The 15,130-nt window shown below is 72.9% G+C and carries 16 protein-coding genes; 8 read left to right on the top strand and 8 right to left on the bottom strand.

Annotation, left to right across the window (positions count from 1 at the left end; translation table 11 throughout):
- Positions 1–124: 124 nt before the first annotated feature.
- Complete coding sequence (locus M8J74_RS35470; RefSeq protein ID WP_249840366.1) at positions 125–688, bottom strand: NAD(P)H-dependent oxidoreductase; 564 nt, start codon at positions 686–688, stop codon at positions 125–127.
- A 100-nt stretch (positions 689–788) separates the two neighbouring features.
- On the opposite strand from M8J74_RS35470, the gene M8J74_RS35465 reads away from it, so the two are divergent.
- A complete protein-coding gene (locus M8J74_RS35465; RefSeq protein ID WP_249840365.1) occupies positions 789–1,472 on the top strand; it encodes a TetR/AcrR family transcriptional regulator in 684 nt (227 codons plus the stop codon).
- A 191-nt stretch (positions 1,473–1,663) separates the two neighbouring features.
- On the opposite strand, the gene M8J74_RS35460 is transcribed toward M8J74_RS35465, so the two are convergent.
- Entirely contained in the window at positions 1,664–2,800 is a 1,137-nt protein-coding gene (locus tag M8J74_RS35460) for an FAD-dependent oxidoreductase (protein WP_249840364.1), read from the bottom strand.
- A 37-nt stretch (positions 2,801–2,837) separates the two neighbouring features.
- Positions 2,838–3,509, bottom strand: a complete 672-nt coding sequence (locus tag M8J74_RS35455) for a TetR/AcrR family transcriptional regulator (RefSeq protein ID WP_249840363.1) — start codon at positions 3,507–3,509, stop codon at positions 2,838–2,840.
- A gap of 149 nt (positions 3,510–3,658) precedes the next feature.
- Here M8J74_RS35455 and M8J74_RS35450 point away from each other — a divergent pair, with 149 nt between their 5' ends.
- From M8J74_RS35450 to M8J74_RS35440, 3 genes are read left to right on the top strand one after another with little or no spacing between them, the layout of a single operon-like run.
- Positions 3,659–4,693, top strand: a complete 1,035-nt coding sequence (locus M8J74_RS35450; protein WP_249840362.1) for a LacI family DNA-binding transcriptional regulator — start codon at positions 3,659–3,661, stop codon at positions 4,691–4,693.
- A gap of 17 nt (positions 4,694–4,710) precedes the next feature.
- Positions 4,711–5,889, top strand: coding sequence for a 4-hydroxybenzoate 3-monooxygenase (locus M8J74_RS35445; RefSeq protein ID WP_249840361.1), 1,179 nt, complete (start codon positions 4,711–4,713; stop codon positions 5,887–5,889).
- Between the two features lie 28 nt (positions 5,890–5,917).
- Complete coding sequence (locus M8J74_RS35440; protein ID WP_249840360.1) at positions 5,918–7,354, top strand: benzaldehyde dehydrogenase; 1,437 nt, start codon at positions 5,918–5,920, stop codon at positions 7,352–7,354.
- A gap of 24 nt (positions 7,355–7,378) precedes the next feature.
- On the opposite strand, the gene trxA is transcribed toward M8J74_RS35440, so the two are convergent.
- Positions 7,379–7,765 carry a thioredoxin gene (trxA, locus tag M8J74_RS35435; RefSeq protein WP_249840359.1) on the bottom strand — a complete coding sequence of 129 codons (387 nt, stop codon included), beginning with the start codon at positions 7,763–7,765 and terminating at the stop codon, positions 7,379–7,381.
- A gap of 124 nt (positions 7,766–7,889) precedes the next feature.
- Between trxA and M8J74_RS35430 the strand changes: the two genes are divergently transcribed.
- Positions 7,890–9,323: a dihydrolipoyl dehydrogenase family protein gene (locus M8J74_RS35430; RefSeq protein ID WP_249840358.1), complete on the top strand. Its 1,434-nt coding sequence runs from the start codon at positions 7,890–7,892 to the stop codon at positions 9,321–9,323.
- Between the two features lie 25 nt (positions 9,324–9,348).
- On the opposite strand, the gene M8J74_RS35425 is transcribed toward M8J74_RS35430, so the two are convergent.
- Complete coding sequence (locus M8J74_RS35425) at positions 9,349–9,993, bottom strand: peptide deformylase (protein ID WP_249840357.1); 645 nt, start codon at positions 9,991–9,993, stop codon at positions 9,349–9,351.
- Positions 9,994–10,136: 143 nt separating this feature from the next.
- Between M8J74_RS35425 and M8J74_RS35420 the strand changes: the two genes are divergently transcribed.
- Positions 10,137–11,537, top strand: a complete 1,401-nt coding sequence (locus M8J74_RS35420) for a PepSY-associated TM helix domain-containing protein (protein WP_249840356.1) — start codon at positions 10,137–10,139, stop codon at positions 11,535–11,537.
- Positions 11,538–11,595: 58 nt separating this feature from the next.
- Here M8J74_RS35420 and M8J74_RS35415 read toward each other — a convergent pair whose 3' ends face one another.
- The 3 genes from M8J74_RS35415 to M8J74_RS35405 form a co-directional block, all read right to left on the bottom strand.
- Positions 11,596–11,943: a tetratricopeptide repeat protein gene (locus tag M8J74_RS35415; RefSeq protein WP_249840355.1), complete on the bottom strand. Its 348-nt coding sequence runs from the start codon at positions 11,941–11,943 to the stop codon at positions 11,596–11,598.
- A 69-nt stretch (positions 11,944–12,012) separates the two neighbouring features.
- A complete protein-coding gene (locus M8J74_RS35410) occupies positions 12,013–12,456 on the bottom strand; it encodes a winged helix DNA-binding protein (protein WP_249840354.1) in 444 nt (147 codons plus the stop codon).
- A complete protein-coding gene (locus M8J74_RS35405) occupies positions 12,453–12,944 on the bottom strand; it encodes a MarR family winged helix-turn-helix transcriptional regulator (protein WP_249840353.1) in 492 nt (163 codons plus the stop codon). Before M8J74_RS35405 ends, M8J74_RS35410 begins: the two co-directional genes overlap by 4 nt.
- Positions 12,945–13,092: 148 nt before the next feature.
- Between M8J74_RS35405 and M8J74_RS35400 the strand changes: the two genes are divergently transcribed.
- On the top strand, positions 13,093–14,058 hold the full coding sequence (locus M8J74_RS35400) for a pirin family protein (protein ID WP_249840352.1): 966 nt from the start codon (positions 13,093–13,095) through the stop codon (positions 14,056–14,058).
- Between the two features lie 160 nt (positions 14,059–14,218).
- On the top strand, positions 14,219–15,106 hold the full coding sequence (locus M8J74_RS35395; protein WP_249840351.1) for a COG4705 family protein: 888 nt from the start codon (positions 14,219–14,221) through the stop codon (positions 15,104–15,106).
- Positions 15,107–15,130 lie beyond the last annotated feature (24 nt).

Below are 15,130 nucleotides of genomic sequence, written 5' to 3'. Positions count from 1 at the left end.
GTCGGGGGCCGTACGGCGAAGGGCCGGATCGGGGACTGTACGGCGAAGGGCCGGGCCGCGTCGGGAACCAACCGAGTGCTGGTTCCCGACGCGGCCCGGCCCTGGCCGGTACCGGTATCCGGTGTCAGGCCGCGACGGCCTCGCCGGCGTGGCCGTGCAGGCGGGCGACGACCTCGGTCAGCTGCGCGGCGACCTCGGCGTCGTCGGCCGGGTGGGTCTCGGCGAAGCGGGTCAGCGAGCCGGGGATGGACAGCTTGAGGTCCTCGATGACCTTGCCGCCGGCGATGCCCACGGCCTTGCGGGCCTCGTCCTGCGCCCACACGCCGCCGTACTGGCCGAACGCGGTGCCGACCACGGCCACCGGCTTGCCGCCGAAGGCGCCGGCGCCGTAGGGGCGGGACAGCCAGTCGATGGCGTTCTTCAGGACGGCCGGGATGGTGCCGTTGTACTCGGGGGAGAAGAGCAGGAACGCGTCGGAGGCCTGGGCGGCGGCGCGCAGGCGCGCGGCGGCCTCCGGGACGCTGCCCTCGACGTCGATGTCCTCGTTGTAGAACGGGATCTCGGACAGACCCTCGAAGATCTCGACGTCCGCGCCCTCGGGCGCGAACTTGGCGGCCGCCTCGGCGAGCTGGCGGTTGGTCGAACCGGCGCGAAGGCTGCCGACGAGCGCGAGGATGCGAACAGACATGCGAACTCCAAAGATTCTGAAACGGTGCCGTGAGAAATCCGGACCGGGGTCCGTTTGATTTCTAGCACCTTAACCGGACCACGGTCCAGTTTTGTTCCCGATGCTTTACGCTGTCTTCATGTCCGCCTCCGTGCCGCCCTTCCCGGCTTCCCAGGAGCCCGTCGGCGAAGCCGAGTTGCTGCAGCTCGGACCCGCCGGGGACGAGCCGTGCCTGCGTGCCGACGCCGCCCGCAACCGAGCCGCGCTGCTGGAAGCCGCTTCCCGCCTGATCGCCGAGCACGGCGCGGCCGGGGTGACGATGGAGGCGGTGGCCGCGGCGGCCAAGGTCGGCAAGGGAACCGTCTTCCGCCGCTTCGGCGACCGCACGGGCCTGCTGATGGCGCTGCTGGACCACTCCGCGAGGAAGCTGCAGGCCGACTTCCTCGCCGGCCCGCCGCCGCTGGGCCCCGGCGCACCGCCCCTGGAGCGGCTGCGGGCGTTCGGCGTGGCGCTGTTGTACCGCTCGGCCGAGCAGCTCGACCTCCAGCTGGCCGCACAGCCCGAGCCGACCCGCCGGTTCGTCCACCCCTCCGCCGGCGCGCTCACGACCCACGTCATGGTCCTGCTGCGGCAGATCGTCCCGGACGCCGACTGCGAACTGCTGGCCCAGGCGCTGCTCGGCTACCTCGACCCCGCCCTCATCCACCACCTGACCCGCCAACGCGGAATCCCCCTGGAGCGCTTGGAGCGAGGCTGGGTGGACCTGGTCGCCCGAGTGACGAACACGGACCAGCCCACCTGCTGAGCGCGCGGGTCCTGGGTGCCAGGCCACCCACCCGCTGAGCCGAGTCCTCGGCGTGGAGCCGCCCGCTTGCTGGGGCCGCCCGGTGCGAGTACCGGGGCGCCCACCTGGCAAGCGTGCCCGCCCCTGGGCACTGGGCCGCCCATCTATTGGCCCCGCCCGCTCCCGGCCGTCGAGCTGCGCCGCCGGCCTGCTCAGCCGTGGTGGGCCGTGAACAGGGCGGCCAGTTGTTGCGGTGCGTCTGCCGTGAAGAGGGCGGCGCCCTGGTCCGCCGATTCTGTGGCGGAGCGTTCGCTGCGGGGGAACAGCTTCTCCTCGTAGGCGGTCAGCGCGGCCTCTGTGTCGCCGGGGTGTGAGGCGAGGGCGAGGCCCAGTTCGGCGCCGTCGAGCAGGGCGAGATTGGCGCCTTCGCCGGCGAAGGGGGACATCAGGTGCGCGGCGTCGCCCAGCAGGGTCACGCCCGGGACGCGCTGCCAGCGGTGCCCGACCGGCAGCGCGTGGATGCGCCGCGGGACGAGCGCGCCGTCGGCGTCCGCGATCAGCGCCCGCAGGCTCTTGTCCCAGTCGGCGAAGTGCTCCAGCACCCGTGCCCTGGCCGCCTCGGTGTCGGTGAAGTCGATGCCGTCGAGCCATTCCTCGGGGCTCTCCACCGCGGCGTAGACGTGCAGGCTGCCGTCGGTCTCCCGGTGGGCGAGGAAGCCGCGGCCCTCCCCGAGGGCGAACAGCATGCCGCCGCCGACCACCTCGGCGCTCACCGGGTGCCGCAGTTCCGCGTCGTGCAGGTCCGCCTCGACGAACGACACGCCGGTGTAGACGGGCCGGGCGTCGGACACGAGCGGGCGCACCCTCGACCAGGCCCCGTCGGCGCCGACCAGCAGGTCCGTGGTGAAGGCCGTGCCGTCGGCGAGCGCCACCTCGTGCCGGCCGTCGCCGAGCGCACGCGCGCCGGCGACCTTGGCGCCCCAGCGGACGGTGCCCTCGGGCAGTGAGCCGAGCAGCAGGTCGCGCAGGTCGCCGCGGTCGATCTCGGGGCGGCCTCCGGTGCCGTCGTCCGCTTCGTCGAAGACGACCGTCGCGTCCTTGTCGAGGACGCGGACGGCTTCGCCGCCCCGGTGGACGAGCGTCAGGAACTCCTCGTACAGCCCCGCGGCGCGCAGCGCCTGCTGTCCCGAGTCCTCGTGGATGTCCAGCATGCCGCCCTGGACGCGGGCCGTGGGGGAGGCGTCCAGGTCGTAGAGGGCGGCCTCGATGCCGTGCGCGTGCAGCACCCGCGCGAGGGCGAGCCCGCCCAGTCCGGCGCCGACGACGGTGATGGGGTGGTGCGTGGTCATGGCGTGCTCCTTGGGGTGGGTCGGTGAGGGAGGAGGGTCACTCGGGTACGGCGGTGCGCTCGATACCGGCGATCAGCGTCCGCCGCCCCCAGGCCAGGCGGGCCTCGGGCGTGCCCGACACCAGCGCGTCGCTCAGGGCGGCGATGCGCGGATGCGTGCGCTCCGGGAGGTCGCGCAGGGTGCCGCGCAGGGCGTCCCAGTCCTCCTCGGGGGTCTCGTCGGCGTGCTCCGCGGCGGACGCCGTCGCGTGCTGCAGCAGCAGGTCCACGCCCCAGGCGGCCTGCGCGGGCGGGACACCGCCCTCGTCCAGCAGGGACAGCAGCGTCTCGATCAGGTTCAGGTAGTGCGGACCGCTCGGTCGGGCGCTGAGCGCGGAACGGGCCAGGCTCGGGTGCGCGAACAGCATCTGGGTGTAGGAGTCCAGCAGCCGCTCCAGGCGCTCGCGCCAGTCACCCTCGGCCGGGGGCCGCCCGACGGTGCCGAGCAGCTCGTCCAGGACGGCCGCGTGCAGCTCCGCGGTGTTGCGGACGTAGACGTACAGCGAGGCGGGGCCGGTGTCGAGCTCCTGCGCCAGGCGCCGCATGGTCACCTTCTGCAACCCTTCGGCCCGCAGGATCGCGACGGCCGCGGCCACGATGCCCTCCCTGGTCAGAGCGGGCTTGGCCGGGCGCTCCCGGCGGCTGCGCGAGGTGTCGGATCGGTCTGTCATGGCTCCACCGTAACGAACATGTTCGGTGCGAACAAGTTCGTGACGAACATGTTCGTGCCATGTGGCTCGAACTCGCTCCCTACCGACTTGATTGCGAAGTTCCCCGACCCGGATCACGGGCGTCGGGTTCTGCGAAGATGCCGTACGTCATGGTGCAGATACCGAAAACGCCCGGGCCCTCGTCCCCGGCACCACGGCCCGTGCCGACGAGCGCCGATGTGGCCCGCCTGGCCGGAGTCTCGCGCGCGACCGTCTCCTACGTGCTCAACAACACCAGCGCCGTGCGCATCAGCGAGCCCACGCGCCGCCGTGTGCACGAAGCAGCCGAGGAACTGGGCTACGTCCCCCACGCCGCCGCCCGCAGCCTGCGCGCCGGGCACAGCCGACTCGTGCTGATGCCCGCGCCCGACGTCCCGGTCGGCCCGCTCTACAGCCGGTTCATCAGCGAGCTGCAGGGAGCGCTGGGCCGCCTCGACTACACGGTCGTGCAGTTCGGTTCGGTCGGTCTGCACGGTGACGAGGCCGTCCGCGCCTGGGCCGAGCTGCGGCCCGTGGCTGTACTGGTGCCCGGCCCGGGTCTGGGCCCGCAGGGCGTGAAGGTGCTCAAGGGCTCCGGCGCCCGGGCCGTGGTCACCCTCGGCCCCGAGCCCGTCGACGGCGCCCACTCCCTGCTGATGGACCACGAGGCCGTCGGCCACTGCGCGGGCAGGCACCTGCACGACCGCGGCCGGCGTCGTATCGGCGTGGTCGTGCCCCGCGAGCGCGGGCTGGAGTCCTTCTCCCTGCCCCGCCTCGAAGGCGTACGCGCCGCCCTGCACGGCACCACCGCCACCCTCACCGAGCTGCCCCTCGCCTACGAGGAGGACTCGGCGGCGCGCCTCGCCGCGCGCTGGCGCGATCTCGACCTCGACGCCGTCTTCGCGTACAACGACGAGTACGCGATGCTGCTGATGCGCGCCCTGCAGGACGAGGGCGTGCGCGTGCCGGAGGACGTGGCCGTCATCGGCGCCGACGACCTCATGCTCGGCCGGCTGCTCAGGCCCCGGCTGAGCACGGTCCACATCGAGCTGCCGTCCGGCCGCGGCCTCGCCGAACTGGTCGACCGCGCGGTCCGCGATCCGGGGGCCGCGCCCGAGAGGCACAAGGTGCTGGGCGCCACGGTGGTCCACCGCGACTCCAGCTGACACCACGGGAGGCGCGCATGCGCACGACGGTCGGCATCATCGGCGCGGGCCCCGCCGGACTGCTCCTCGCCCGGCTGCTGCACCGCACCGGCATCGACTGCGTCGTCCTGGAGGCCAGGTCGCGGGAGTACGTCGAGCACCGCCAGCGCGCCGGCATGCTGGAGCAGGGCACGGTCGACGCACTGCGCGAGGCGGGCGCGGCCGAGCGCCTGAACGCCGAGGGGCTGGTCCACCAGGGCATCGAGCTGCGCTTCGACCGGGAACGCCACCACATCGACTTCCCCACGCTCACCGGCGGCCGCACCGTCACCATCTACGCCCAGACCGAGATCGTGAAGGACCTCGTCGCCCTCCAACTGGCAGAGGGGCCGCCGCTGTTGTTCGAGGCGGAGGCGCTCGCGATCGAGAAGCCGGACAGCGACACGCCCGTCGTGCGGTTCGTGCACGAGGGCCGGGAGCAGACGCTCACCTGCGACTGGGTGGCCGGCTGCGACGGCTTCCACGGCATCTCCCGCGCCACGTTCCCGGCCGGCGCCGGCCGGACGTACGGGCACGACTACCCGTACTCCTGGCTCGGGATCCTCGCGGACGTCGCCCCGTCCTGCGAGGAACTCGTCTACGCGCGCGGGGAGAACGGCTTCGCCCTGCACAGCATGCGCTCCCCGCGCGTCTCCCGCCTCTATCTCCAGGTCCCCAACGACACCGACCCCGGCGACTGGCCGGACGACCGCATCTGGGACGAGCTCGCCGCCCGCTTCGCCGTCGACGCCGACTGGACGCTGCGCCGCGGCCCCATCACCGCCAAGGCGGTGACGCCGATGCGCAGCTACGTCCACGAGCCGATGCGCCACGGTCGCCTGCTGCTGGCCGGCGACGCCGCGCACATCGTCCCGCCCACCGGCGCCAAGGGCCTCAACCTGGCCGTCTCCGACGTCCGCGTCCTGGCCCGCGCCTTCGCCGGACTGCACCGCGGCGGCTCCGAGCAACTCCTCGACGACTATTCGCGGATGTGCCTTTCCCGTGTGTGGCAGGCCACGCGATTCTCCTACGAGATGACTAAGATGTTGCATGCTCAACCAGATGGGGACGCCTTCGAGAACCGGCTGCAGCTCGCGCGGTTGCGCCGGATCGCCGCGTCCCGCCACGCGGCGGCCGAACTCGCCGCCAACTACACGGGACTTCCGCTCATGATCTGAGCCCCCGGTGAGGAAACGGAGAGCCGTCATGCCGCTGCTCGACCCGAAGACCTGGCAGGCACGCCCGCTGTCGGGACCGGAGTACACCGTCACGGAGCCCGCCACCGGGGACACGCTGGCCACCGTCACCCTCGCCTCCGCCGAGGACGTCGCCGGCGCCGCCGAGACCGCCCGCGCCGCCCAGGCCGAGTGGGCCCGCCTCCCGCACTTCGTCCGCGCGGGCGTCCTGCGCAAGGCCGGCGACCTGTTCGCGGCGCACGCCGACGAACTGCGCGAGTGGCTCGTGCGCGAGTCCGGCTCGATCCCCGGCAAGGCCGACTTCGAACTGCACGTCGCCGCCCAGGAGTGCTACGAGGCCGCCGCGCTCGCCTCCCGCCCGGCCGGACAGATCCTGCCCAGCGAGGCGCCCCGCCTGTCCTACACCCGCCGCGTCCCGGTGGGCGTGGTCGGCGTGATCTCCCCGTTCAACGCGCCGCTGATCCTCTCCATCCGCTCGGTGGCCCCCGCCCTCGCGCTCGGCAACGCGGTCCTGCTCAAGCCGGACCCGCGGACCGCCGTCTGCGGCGGGCTGTCCCTGGCCGCGGTCTTCGCCGAGGCGGGCCTGCCCGAGGGGCTGCTGCACGTGCTGCCAGGCGGCCCCGACGTCGGCCAGGCACTCGTCGCCGACCCGAAGGTGCCGGTCATCTCCTTCACCGGTTCCACCGCCGCCGGCCGGGCCGTCGGCGAGGCCGCCGGACGCCACCTCAAGCGGGTCCACCTGGAACTGGGCGGCAACTCCGCCCTGGTCGTCCTGGAGGACGCCGACATCGACGCGGTGATCTCCACCGCCGCCTGGGGCTCGTTCTTCCACCAGGGCCAGATCTGCATGACGACCGGCCGCCACCTCGTCCACCAGTCGCTCTACGAGGAATACGTCGAGCGGCTCGCCGCCAAGGCGGACTCCCTGGCCGTCGGCGACCCGCACCGCGAACAGGTCCACCTCGGCCCGATCATCGACGACCGCCAGCTCACGAAGATCCACGGACTGGTCGAAGCCAGCACCTCGCACGGCGCCAAACTGGCCGCGGGCGGCACCCACGAGCGGCTGTTCTACCGGCCGACGGTCCTCGCGGGCGTCGTCGACAACACCCCCGCGTACGCCGAGGAGGTCTTCGGCCCGGTCGCGCCGGTCCGCTCCTTCGCCACCGCCGACGAGGCGGCCGCGCTCGCCGCGGCGGGGGAGTACGGCCTGTCCCTGGGCATCGTCACCCGCGACACCGCCCGCGGTCTCGACCTCGCCGAGCGCATCCCGACCGGCATCGTCCACATCAACGACCAAACGGTCAACGACGAGGCCGTGGCGCCCTTCGGCGGCATCGCCGCCTCCGGCACCGGCGCCCGTTTCGGCGGCGAGGCCAACCTGGAGGCCTTCACCGACGTCCGCTGGACGACGGTACGCGGAGACGTGGCGCCGTACCCCTTCTAGCCGTTCCCGGTCCGCGGGCGGCTGCTACTGGCCGTTCTGCTCGGCCTGCGCCTGCTGCTCGGCGACCGCCTTGCGGACCTCGTCCATGTCCAGCTTGCGCGCCTGCCCGATGACGTCCGTGAGGGCGGCCTCGGGCAGCGCGCCGGGCTGCGCGAACACGGCCACCTGGTCGCGGACGATCATCAGCGTCGGGATCGACTGGATGCCGAAGGCCGCGGCCAGTTCCGGCTGCGCCTCCGTGTCGATCTTGCCGAACACCAGGTCCGGGTTCTGCTCGGCCGCCTTCTCGTACACCGGCGCGAACTGACGGCACGGCCCGCACCAGGACGCCCAGAAGTCGATCAGGACGAAGTCGTTGTCCGTGACCGTCTGGTCGAAGTTCTCCTTGGTGAGCTCCACGGTGCTGCTCATGACCTTGATTCCCTCTTCCTGCTGTCGGGGCGAAGCCGTCGGCACAAACGCGGCCGGGCGGTCACCTATTCCGCGAGCCCCTACCCGTGTGGTCTCAGCGCACACCACCCACCAGACTGACCCCATGACGGAAACGGAAACCTTCGCGTACGACGTCGTGGTGCTCGGGGCCGGCCCGGTGGGGGAGAACGTCGCCGACCGCACCCGCGCGGCCGGCCTGTCCACCGCGGTCGTCGAGAGCGAGCTGGTCGGCGGCGAATGCTCGTACTGGGCCTGCATCCCCAGCAAGGCCCTGCTGCGCCCGGTGATCGCCCGCGCGGACGCCCGGCGCGTACCCGGCCTGCGCCAGTCGGTGCAGGGCCCCCTCGACGCCGCCGCGGTCCTCGCGCACCGCAACTACTACACCTCCGACTGGCACGACGAGGGCGCGGCCCAGTGGCTGGACGGCATCGGCGCCGACCTCCACCGCGGCCACGGACGGCTGACCGGCCCGCGCACGGTGACGGTCACCGCCTCCGACGGCACGCGGAAGGTGCTCACCGCCCGGCACGCGGTCGCCGTCTGCACCGGCACCGACGCCGTGCTGCCCGACCTGCCCGGCCTGGCCGACGTCAAGCCCTGGACCAGCCGGGAGGCCACCAGCGCCCAGGAGGTGCCCGGCCGGCTCGTGGTCGTCGGCGGCGGAGTGGTCGCCACCGAGATGGCCACCGCCTGGCAGGCCCTCGGCTCGCAGGTCACCGTCCTCGTCCGCGGCAAGGGCCTGCTGGGCCGCATGGAGCCGTTCGCCGGGGAACTCGTCGCCGAGGCCCTCACCGAGGCCGGCGCGGACGTCCGCACCGGCACCTCCGTCGCGTCGGTGACCCGCGAGAACGGCACGCTCGTCGTCGTGACCGACACCGGCGACCGCATCGAGGCCGACGAGATCCTCTTCGCCACCGGCCGCAGGCCGCGCACCGCCGACATCGGCCTGGACACCGTCGGCCTGGAGCCCGGCGGCTGGCTCCCGGTCGACGACAGTTTGCGCGTCACCGGCAACGACTGGCTCTACGCCGTCGGCGACGTCAACCACCGCGCCCTCCTCACCCACCAGGGCAAGTACCAGGCCCGCATCGCCGGTGCCGCCATCGCCGCGCGGGCCTCCGGGGTCCCCATCCTGGAGTCGGACGCCTGGGGCGCCCACGCCGCCACCGCCGACCATGCCGCCGTCCCCCAGGTCGTCTTCACCGACCCGGAGGCCGCCGCCGTCGGCCTCTCCCTCGCCGAGGCGGAACAGGCAGGCCACCGGGTGCGCGCCGTGGACGTCGAGATGAGCTCGGCCGCGGGCGCGGGCCTGTTCGCCGACGGCTACAAGGGCCGCGCCCGCATGGTCGTGGACCTGGAGGAGGAGATCCTGCGCGGGGTGACCTTCGTCGGCCCCGGCGTCGGCGAACTCATCCACTCCGCGACGATCGCGGTCGCCGGCCAGGTACCCGTCAGCCGTCTGTGGCACGCGGTCCCGTCGTTCCCGACGATCAGCGAGGTGTGGCTGCGGCTGCTGGAGGCCTACCGGGACAACTGACCGGCACGCGAGGGCACTTGGCCGCTCACGGCAGGTCGAAGCCGAGTGCCCTCGCCGCCTCCCCGGGCGTCGGCTGCGTCCACAGCCGCGCCATCGCCTCGCTCGACGACAGCGAGCGCGGCTCCGCCCGGTCGAGGTAGAGCATGCCGTCGAGATGATCCGTCTCGTGCTGCACGATCCGGGCCGGCCACCCGCTGAACACCTCGTCCACCGCGCGCCCGTTCTCGTCCTCGCCGGTCAGCCGCACCTGCGCGGGCCGCGCCACCACGGCCTGCCACCCCGGCACGCTCAGACAGCCCTCGAAGAAGGCGGCCCGCGCGGCCCCGACGGGCTCGTACGAGGGATTCACCAGGACCCGGAACGGCAGTCGCTCCCGGCCCCGGGCCACGCGGATCTCCTCCGGCACCGGTGCCGGGTCCTCGATCACCGCGATCCGCAGCCCCACGCCGACCTGCGGCGCCGCCAGCCCCACGCCCGGCGCCGCGTGCATGGTGACGCGCAGGGCCTCGACGAAGCGGGCGAACAGCGCCGGATCGAGCTGGCCGTCGAAGCGTTCGGTGCCGCGCCGCAGCACCGGATCACCGGCCGCGACGATCGGCAGCGGGCCGTCGGCGGCGAGGAGTTCCTCGACCTGCTCGGCAAGAGACGCGTGATCACGGGGAGTTGCCATGCGGCAAGCATCGCATGACGCCCCGGCACCCGCCGTCCGCCGTGTGGCGCACGCCACTTGCCCCGCCGGGAACTCGGGGCCGGCTCCCTCCGACTACTGGACCACCACAGCAACAGCGTCCCGTACCCCCGGAGAAGCCCGCCATGTCGTCCACCGCTGCCTCGCCTACCAAGGGCGAGATCGAACCCGACCCCGCCCCGGCACCGCCGCCCGGCCGATGGGCGCCCCTGCGGCCCCTGGTGCTGCGCCTGCACTTCTACGCCGGAGTGTTCGTCGCCCCGTTCCTGCTCGTCGCCGCCGTCACCGGCTTCCTGTACGCGGGCGCCTTCCAGGCCGAAAAGCTCCTCTACGCCCACGAGTTGAGCGTCGACGCGGTGGGCGGCGCCAAGCTGCCCGTCTCCCGGCAGGTGGCCGCCGCCCGCGAGGCCCACCCCGAGGGCACGGTGTCGGCGGTACGGCCCTCCCCGCACGCCGACGCCACGACCAGGGTGCTGCTGTCCGGCGTCCAGGGTGTCGAGCCCGGCCACACGCTCGCCGTCTTCGTCGACCCCTACACCGCCGAGGTGCGCGGCGCCCTCGAACAGTACGGCTCCACCGGCGCGTTGCCGCTGCGGACCTGGATCGACGAGTTCCACCGCGACCTCCACCTGGGCGAGAACGGCCGCCTCTACAGCGAGTTCGCGGCGAGCTGGCTGTGGGTGATCGCGGGCGGCGGGCTGGTGCTCTGGTTCTCCCGGCGCCGGGCCCTGCGGAAGGTGCGCGGCACCCGTGGCCGGCGCCGCACTCTGGGGCTGCACGGCACGGTCGGGGTGTGGGCCGCCGCCGGGTTCCTCTTCCTGTCGGCGACGGGCCTGACCTGGTCGACGTACGCCGGCGCGAACATCGACGAACTGCGCACCTCGCTGGGGCAGGCCACGCCGTCCGTCTCCGCCGTGGCCGGCGGCGAACACGCCGGTCACGGCGCCTCCGCCACGACCGGGTCCGGTGAACACGGTGTCGGCCTGGACAAGGTGCTCGCGGCGGCCCGGGCCGAGGGCCTGACCGACCCGGTGGAGATCGTGCCGCCCGCCGACGACACGTCCGCGTACGTCGTACGGCAGATCCAGCGCAGCTGGCCCGAGAAGCAGGACGCGGTCGCCGTCGACCCGGCCACCGGGCAGGTCACCGATGTCCTGCGGTTCGCGGACCACCCGCTGCTGGCGAAGCTGACCCGGTGGGGCATCGACCTGCACACCGGCATCCTGTTCGGCCTGGCCAACCAGGTCGCCCTGATGCTGCTGGCGCTCTCCCTGGTGATGCTGATCGTCTGGGGCTACCGCATGTGGTGGCAGCGCGGCCGCGCCTCCGCCTTCGGCCGGCCCGTCCCGCGCGGAGCCTGGCAGCGGGTGTCCCCGGCGGTCCTCGTGCCGGGCGTCGCCGTCATCGCCGTGGTCGGCTACTTCGTGCCCCTGCTCGGCATCCCGCTGGCCGCCTTCGTCGCCGTCGACGTCGTCCTCGGTGAGATCGCGCACCGGCGCAGCCGGCGGGCACCGGCCCTGAAGTAGCAGGCCGGGCCCGGTTCCTGTACGGAACCGGGCCCGGCCGACCGTCGTACGGTCCCGCTCAGACCTGCTCGAAGTCGCCCGCCAGCGCCGAGGCGATGCGCAGATGCGACTTGGCCTCCTCCCGCCGCCCCTGGCGCTCCAGCGTGCGGCCGAGCATCAGCCGGGCGTAGTGCTCGACCGGGTCGCGCTCGACGAGGACGCGCAACTCGGCCTCGGCGCGCCGCAATTGCGCGGAGTGGTAGTAGGAGCGGGCCAGCAGCAGCCGCGGGCCGGTCTGCTCCGGCACCTCCTCGACCAGGCCGCCCAGCACGCGCGCCGCGGCGGCGAAGTCCTTGGCGTCGAAGAACATCCGTGCGCGCTCCCAGCGCTCCGCCGGCGTTCCGTGGTCGTAGTACGTCATGTCCACTGCTGCCTCCTTCGGTCTGCCCAACCGCGGCGGTCCCTCGCCTATTCCGGTACGGCCTCCGGGCGGCCCTCAGGCCCTCTTCGCCGCGAGTTCCGCGTCGGCCCGCTCGGTCACCAGGGCCAGGACGCGGCCGGTGGCGGCGAGGTCCTCCGCCGGTATCCCGGACCAGATCCGAGCCGAGAGCTCCCCGGCCTCGGCCGCGACCTCGGCGTAGAGCGCGCGACCGGCGTCGGCCGCCCGGACGCGGGTCGCCTCGGCCGTCAGCAGCCCCTTGCCGAGCAGTTCCCCGACGACGTCCCGCGCCGCGGCGGTCTCCACCTTGAGCGAACCGGTGACCTGGGCGACGAGGGCGTCGCGCTCGACCGGTGCCCCGGCGACGACCACGGACCTGAGGGTGATGTGCTGCTGGAAGGTGAGGCCGTGCCGGCTCAGCACGCTCTCCAGGGCGGCGCGGGCGGCGTAGTGGGCCAGGCCCAGGGACCGGGCGTCGGCGACGGGTGCGGTGGTGGTCATGACTGCTCCTTCTTGTTCGGGCTGTTCTCGCTGAACGGATCAAGAGGTGCGTCGAGCAGGGTGGCCAGGTCGCGGGTGAACTCCCGCGCACGGGGGGCGTCGAGGCCGCCGAGCGGCGCCAGCAACTGCTCCAGCAGTCCCTGCACGACCTGGATCGCGCGCCGGGTGACCTCCTGGCCCCGCTCGGTGAGGGCCAGCTGCACGGCGCGCGGATCGCGGGGGTCCCGGGTGCGCTCCAGCAGGCCGGCCGACTCCAGGCCGCGCGCCAGCTTGGAGACGTAGAGCGCCTCGAGGCCGGTGTGGTCGGCGAGGCGGCGCTGGCTCGGCCGCTCGCCGTCGCGCTGCATGCCGTACAGCGAGGCCACCAGGGAGTACTGGGCGTGGGTGAGTCCGAGCGGCGCGACCGCCCGGTCGACCGCCACCCGCCACTTCATCGACAGACGCCACACCAGGAACCCGGGCGTCGCCTTCTCGGAACCGCTGCTCATGACGAATACCGTACATGGCTATTATGTACATGGCTATTAAATTCCGCTCCGTCCCCGGTGGCCTGCTGTTTCCGGTGGACCCCGGGGAGCCGGGACCGCCCGGGCGACGGACTGACGGGACCGCCCTGACGGGACTAGGTTGGGTTTCATGAGCAATCTTGATCGCGAGGCGGTTCCCGCCCTGTGCGGCGGCCGTGGCTTCGTGGTGGCGGAGCCCGTTCGCGAACTCCTCAGCCCGCGCACCGTCAAACTCGGCGAGTCGACCGAAGTCCGCCGTCTCCTGCCCAACCTCGGCCGCCGCATGGTGGGCGCCTGGTGCTTCGTCGATCACTACGGCCCCGACGACATCGCCGACGAACCGGGCATGCAGGTCCCGCCGCACCCGCACATGGGCCTGCAGACGGTGAGCTGGCTGCACCAGGGTGAGGTGCTGCACCGCGACTCGACCGGCAGCCTGCAGACGATCCGCCCCCGTGAGCTCGGGCTCATGACCTCGGGCCGGGCGATCAGCCACTCCGAGGAGAGCCCCCGTTCGCACGCCCGCTTCCTGCACGGCGCCCAGCTGTGGGTGGCCCTCCCCGACGGCCACCGCCACACCGACCCGCACTTCGAGCACCACGCCGAACTGCCCGTCGTCACGGCCCCGGGCCTGAAGGGCACCCTGATCCTCGGCGACCTCGACGGCGCGACCTCGCCCGGTACGACGTACACCCCCCTCGTCGGCGCCGACCTGGCCCTCTCCGAAGGGGCGGACGTACGCCTCCCGCTGGAGCCGGACTTCGAGTACGCCGTGCTGTCCATGTCCGGCGAGGCCCATGTCGACGGCGTGCCGCTGCTGCCGGGCTCGATGCTCTACCTCGGCTGCGGCCGCACCGAACTCCCGCTGCGCGCCGATTCGGACGCGGGGCTGATGCTCCTGGGCGGTGAACCGTTCGAGGAGGAGCTGATCATGTTCTGGAACTGGATCGGGCGGACCCAGGAGGAGATCGAACAGGCGCGCCGGGACTGGATGGAGGGCACCCGTTTCGGTGAGGTGAAGGGCTACGACGGCGCACCGCTGCCTGCTCCGGAGCTGCCGCCCCTGCCCCTGAAGCCGCGGGGCAGGGTGCGCTGACGTCGCGCACCTGATCGTGCGTCAGCCGTTCAGGATGCGTTCAGGCAGACGCTGCCAGGGTCGATCAGGACGACCGCCGTCGCGCGGTCGCCGCTTGTCACAGGGCGCTCGTCCCCTCGCGGGGCGGGCGCCCTGCCGTTCGACCCAGGAGCCCCCCACCATGCAGAAACCCGACATGCTCACCGACCTCGACGTCGCGAGCACGACCAAGTCGGTCATGAAGAAACTCCCGGAGGTGACACTGGCGTTCTGGATCATGAAGATCGCCGCCACCACCCTCGGCGAGACGGCCGGCGACCTCTTCTCGCAGACCCTGAAGCTCGGCTACTTCCTCACCACGATCGTCCTGTTCCTCGCCTTCGTGGTGACGCTGGTCGTCCAGCTCAGGTCCAGCCGCTACCACCCGTTCCTCTACTGGACCGTGATCCTGTCGACCAGCATGGCCGGCACCACGATGTCCGACTTCATGAACCGCGACGCCAGCGCCAAGTACCTGTCCAACGGCGCCACTTCGCTGGGCTGGGGACCGCAGGGCCTCGGCCTGGGCTACCCCGCGGGCGCCGCGATCCTCGTCTCGATGCTGCTCGTCATCTTCGCCGTCTGGAAGGCGGCCGGGATGACCTTCGTGATCCAGGACATCGTCACCTTCCGCGGCGAGGCGCTGTTCTGGTCGGCGATCCTCGTCTCCAACACCCTCGGCACGTCGATGGGCGACTTCCTCTCCGACAGCTCCGGACTCGGGTACGCCGGCGGCGCGCTGCTCGTGACGGGGGCACTCGCCGTCCTGGTCGCCCTCATGAAGGTCCCGGCGGTCCCGAACGTCCTTCTGTTCTGGATCGCGTTCGTCCTCACCCGGCCGCTCGGTGCGACGGCCGGTGACTTCCTGACCAAGCCCGTCGCCAAGGGCGGCCTCGACCTCGGCACGGCCGGTTCCTCGGCCGTGCTGCTGGCCGTCCTGTTCGGCCTGATGGCCCAGGCGCAGGTCCGGGAACGCCGGACGGCGGCTCCGCGGGAGCGGGAGGAGGCCGTCGCCCAGCGGGCCGACTGAGCCGGCACGTCAGCCGGCCGGCAC

It is taken from the genome of Streptomyces panaciradicis (genome assembly GCF_023516615.1).
Taxonomy (GTDB): domain Bacteria; phylum Actinomycetota; class Actinomycetes; order Streptomycetales; family Streptomycetaceae; genus Streptomyces; species Streptomyces panaciradicis.
The sequence above is the reverse complement of the archived record's forward strand: the minus strand, read 5'-3'. Positions and strand labels throughout refer to the sequence as shown.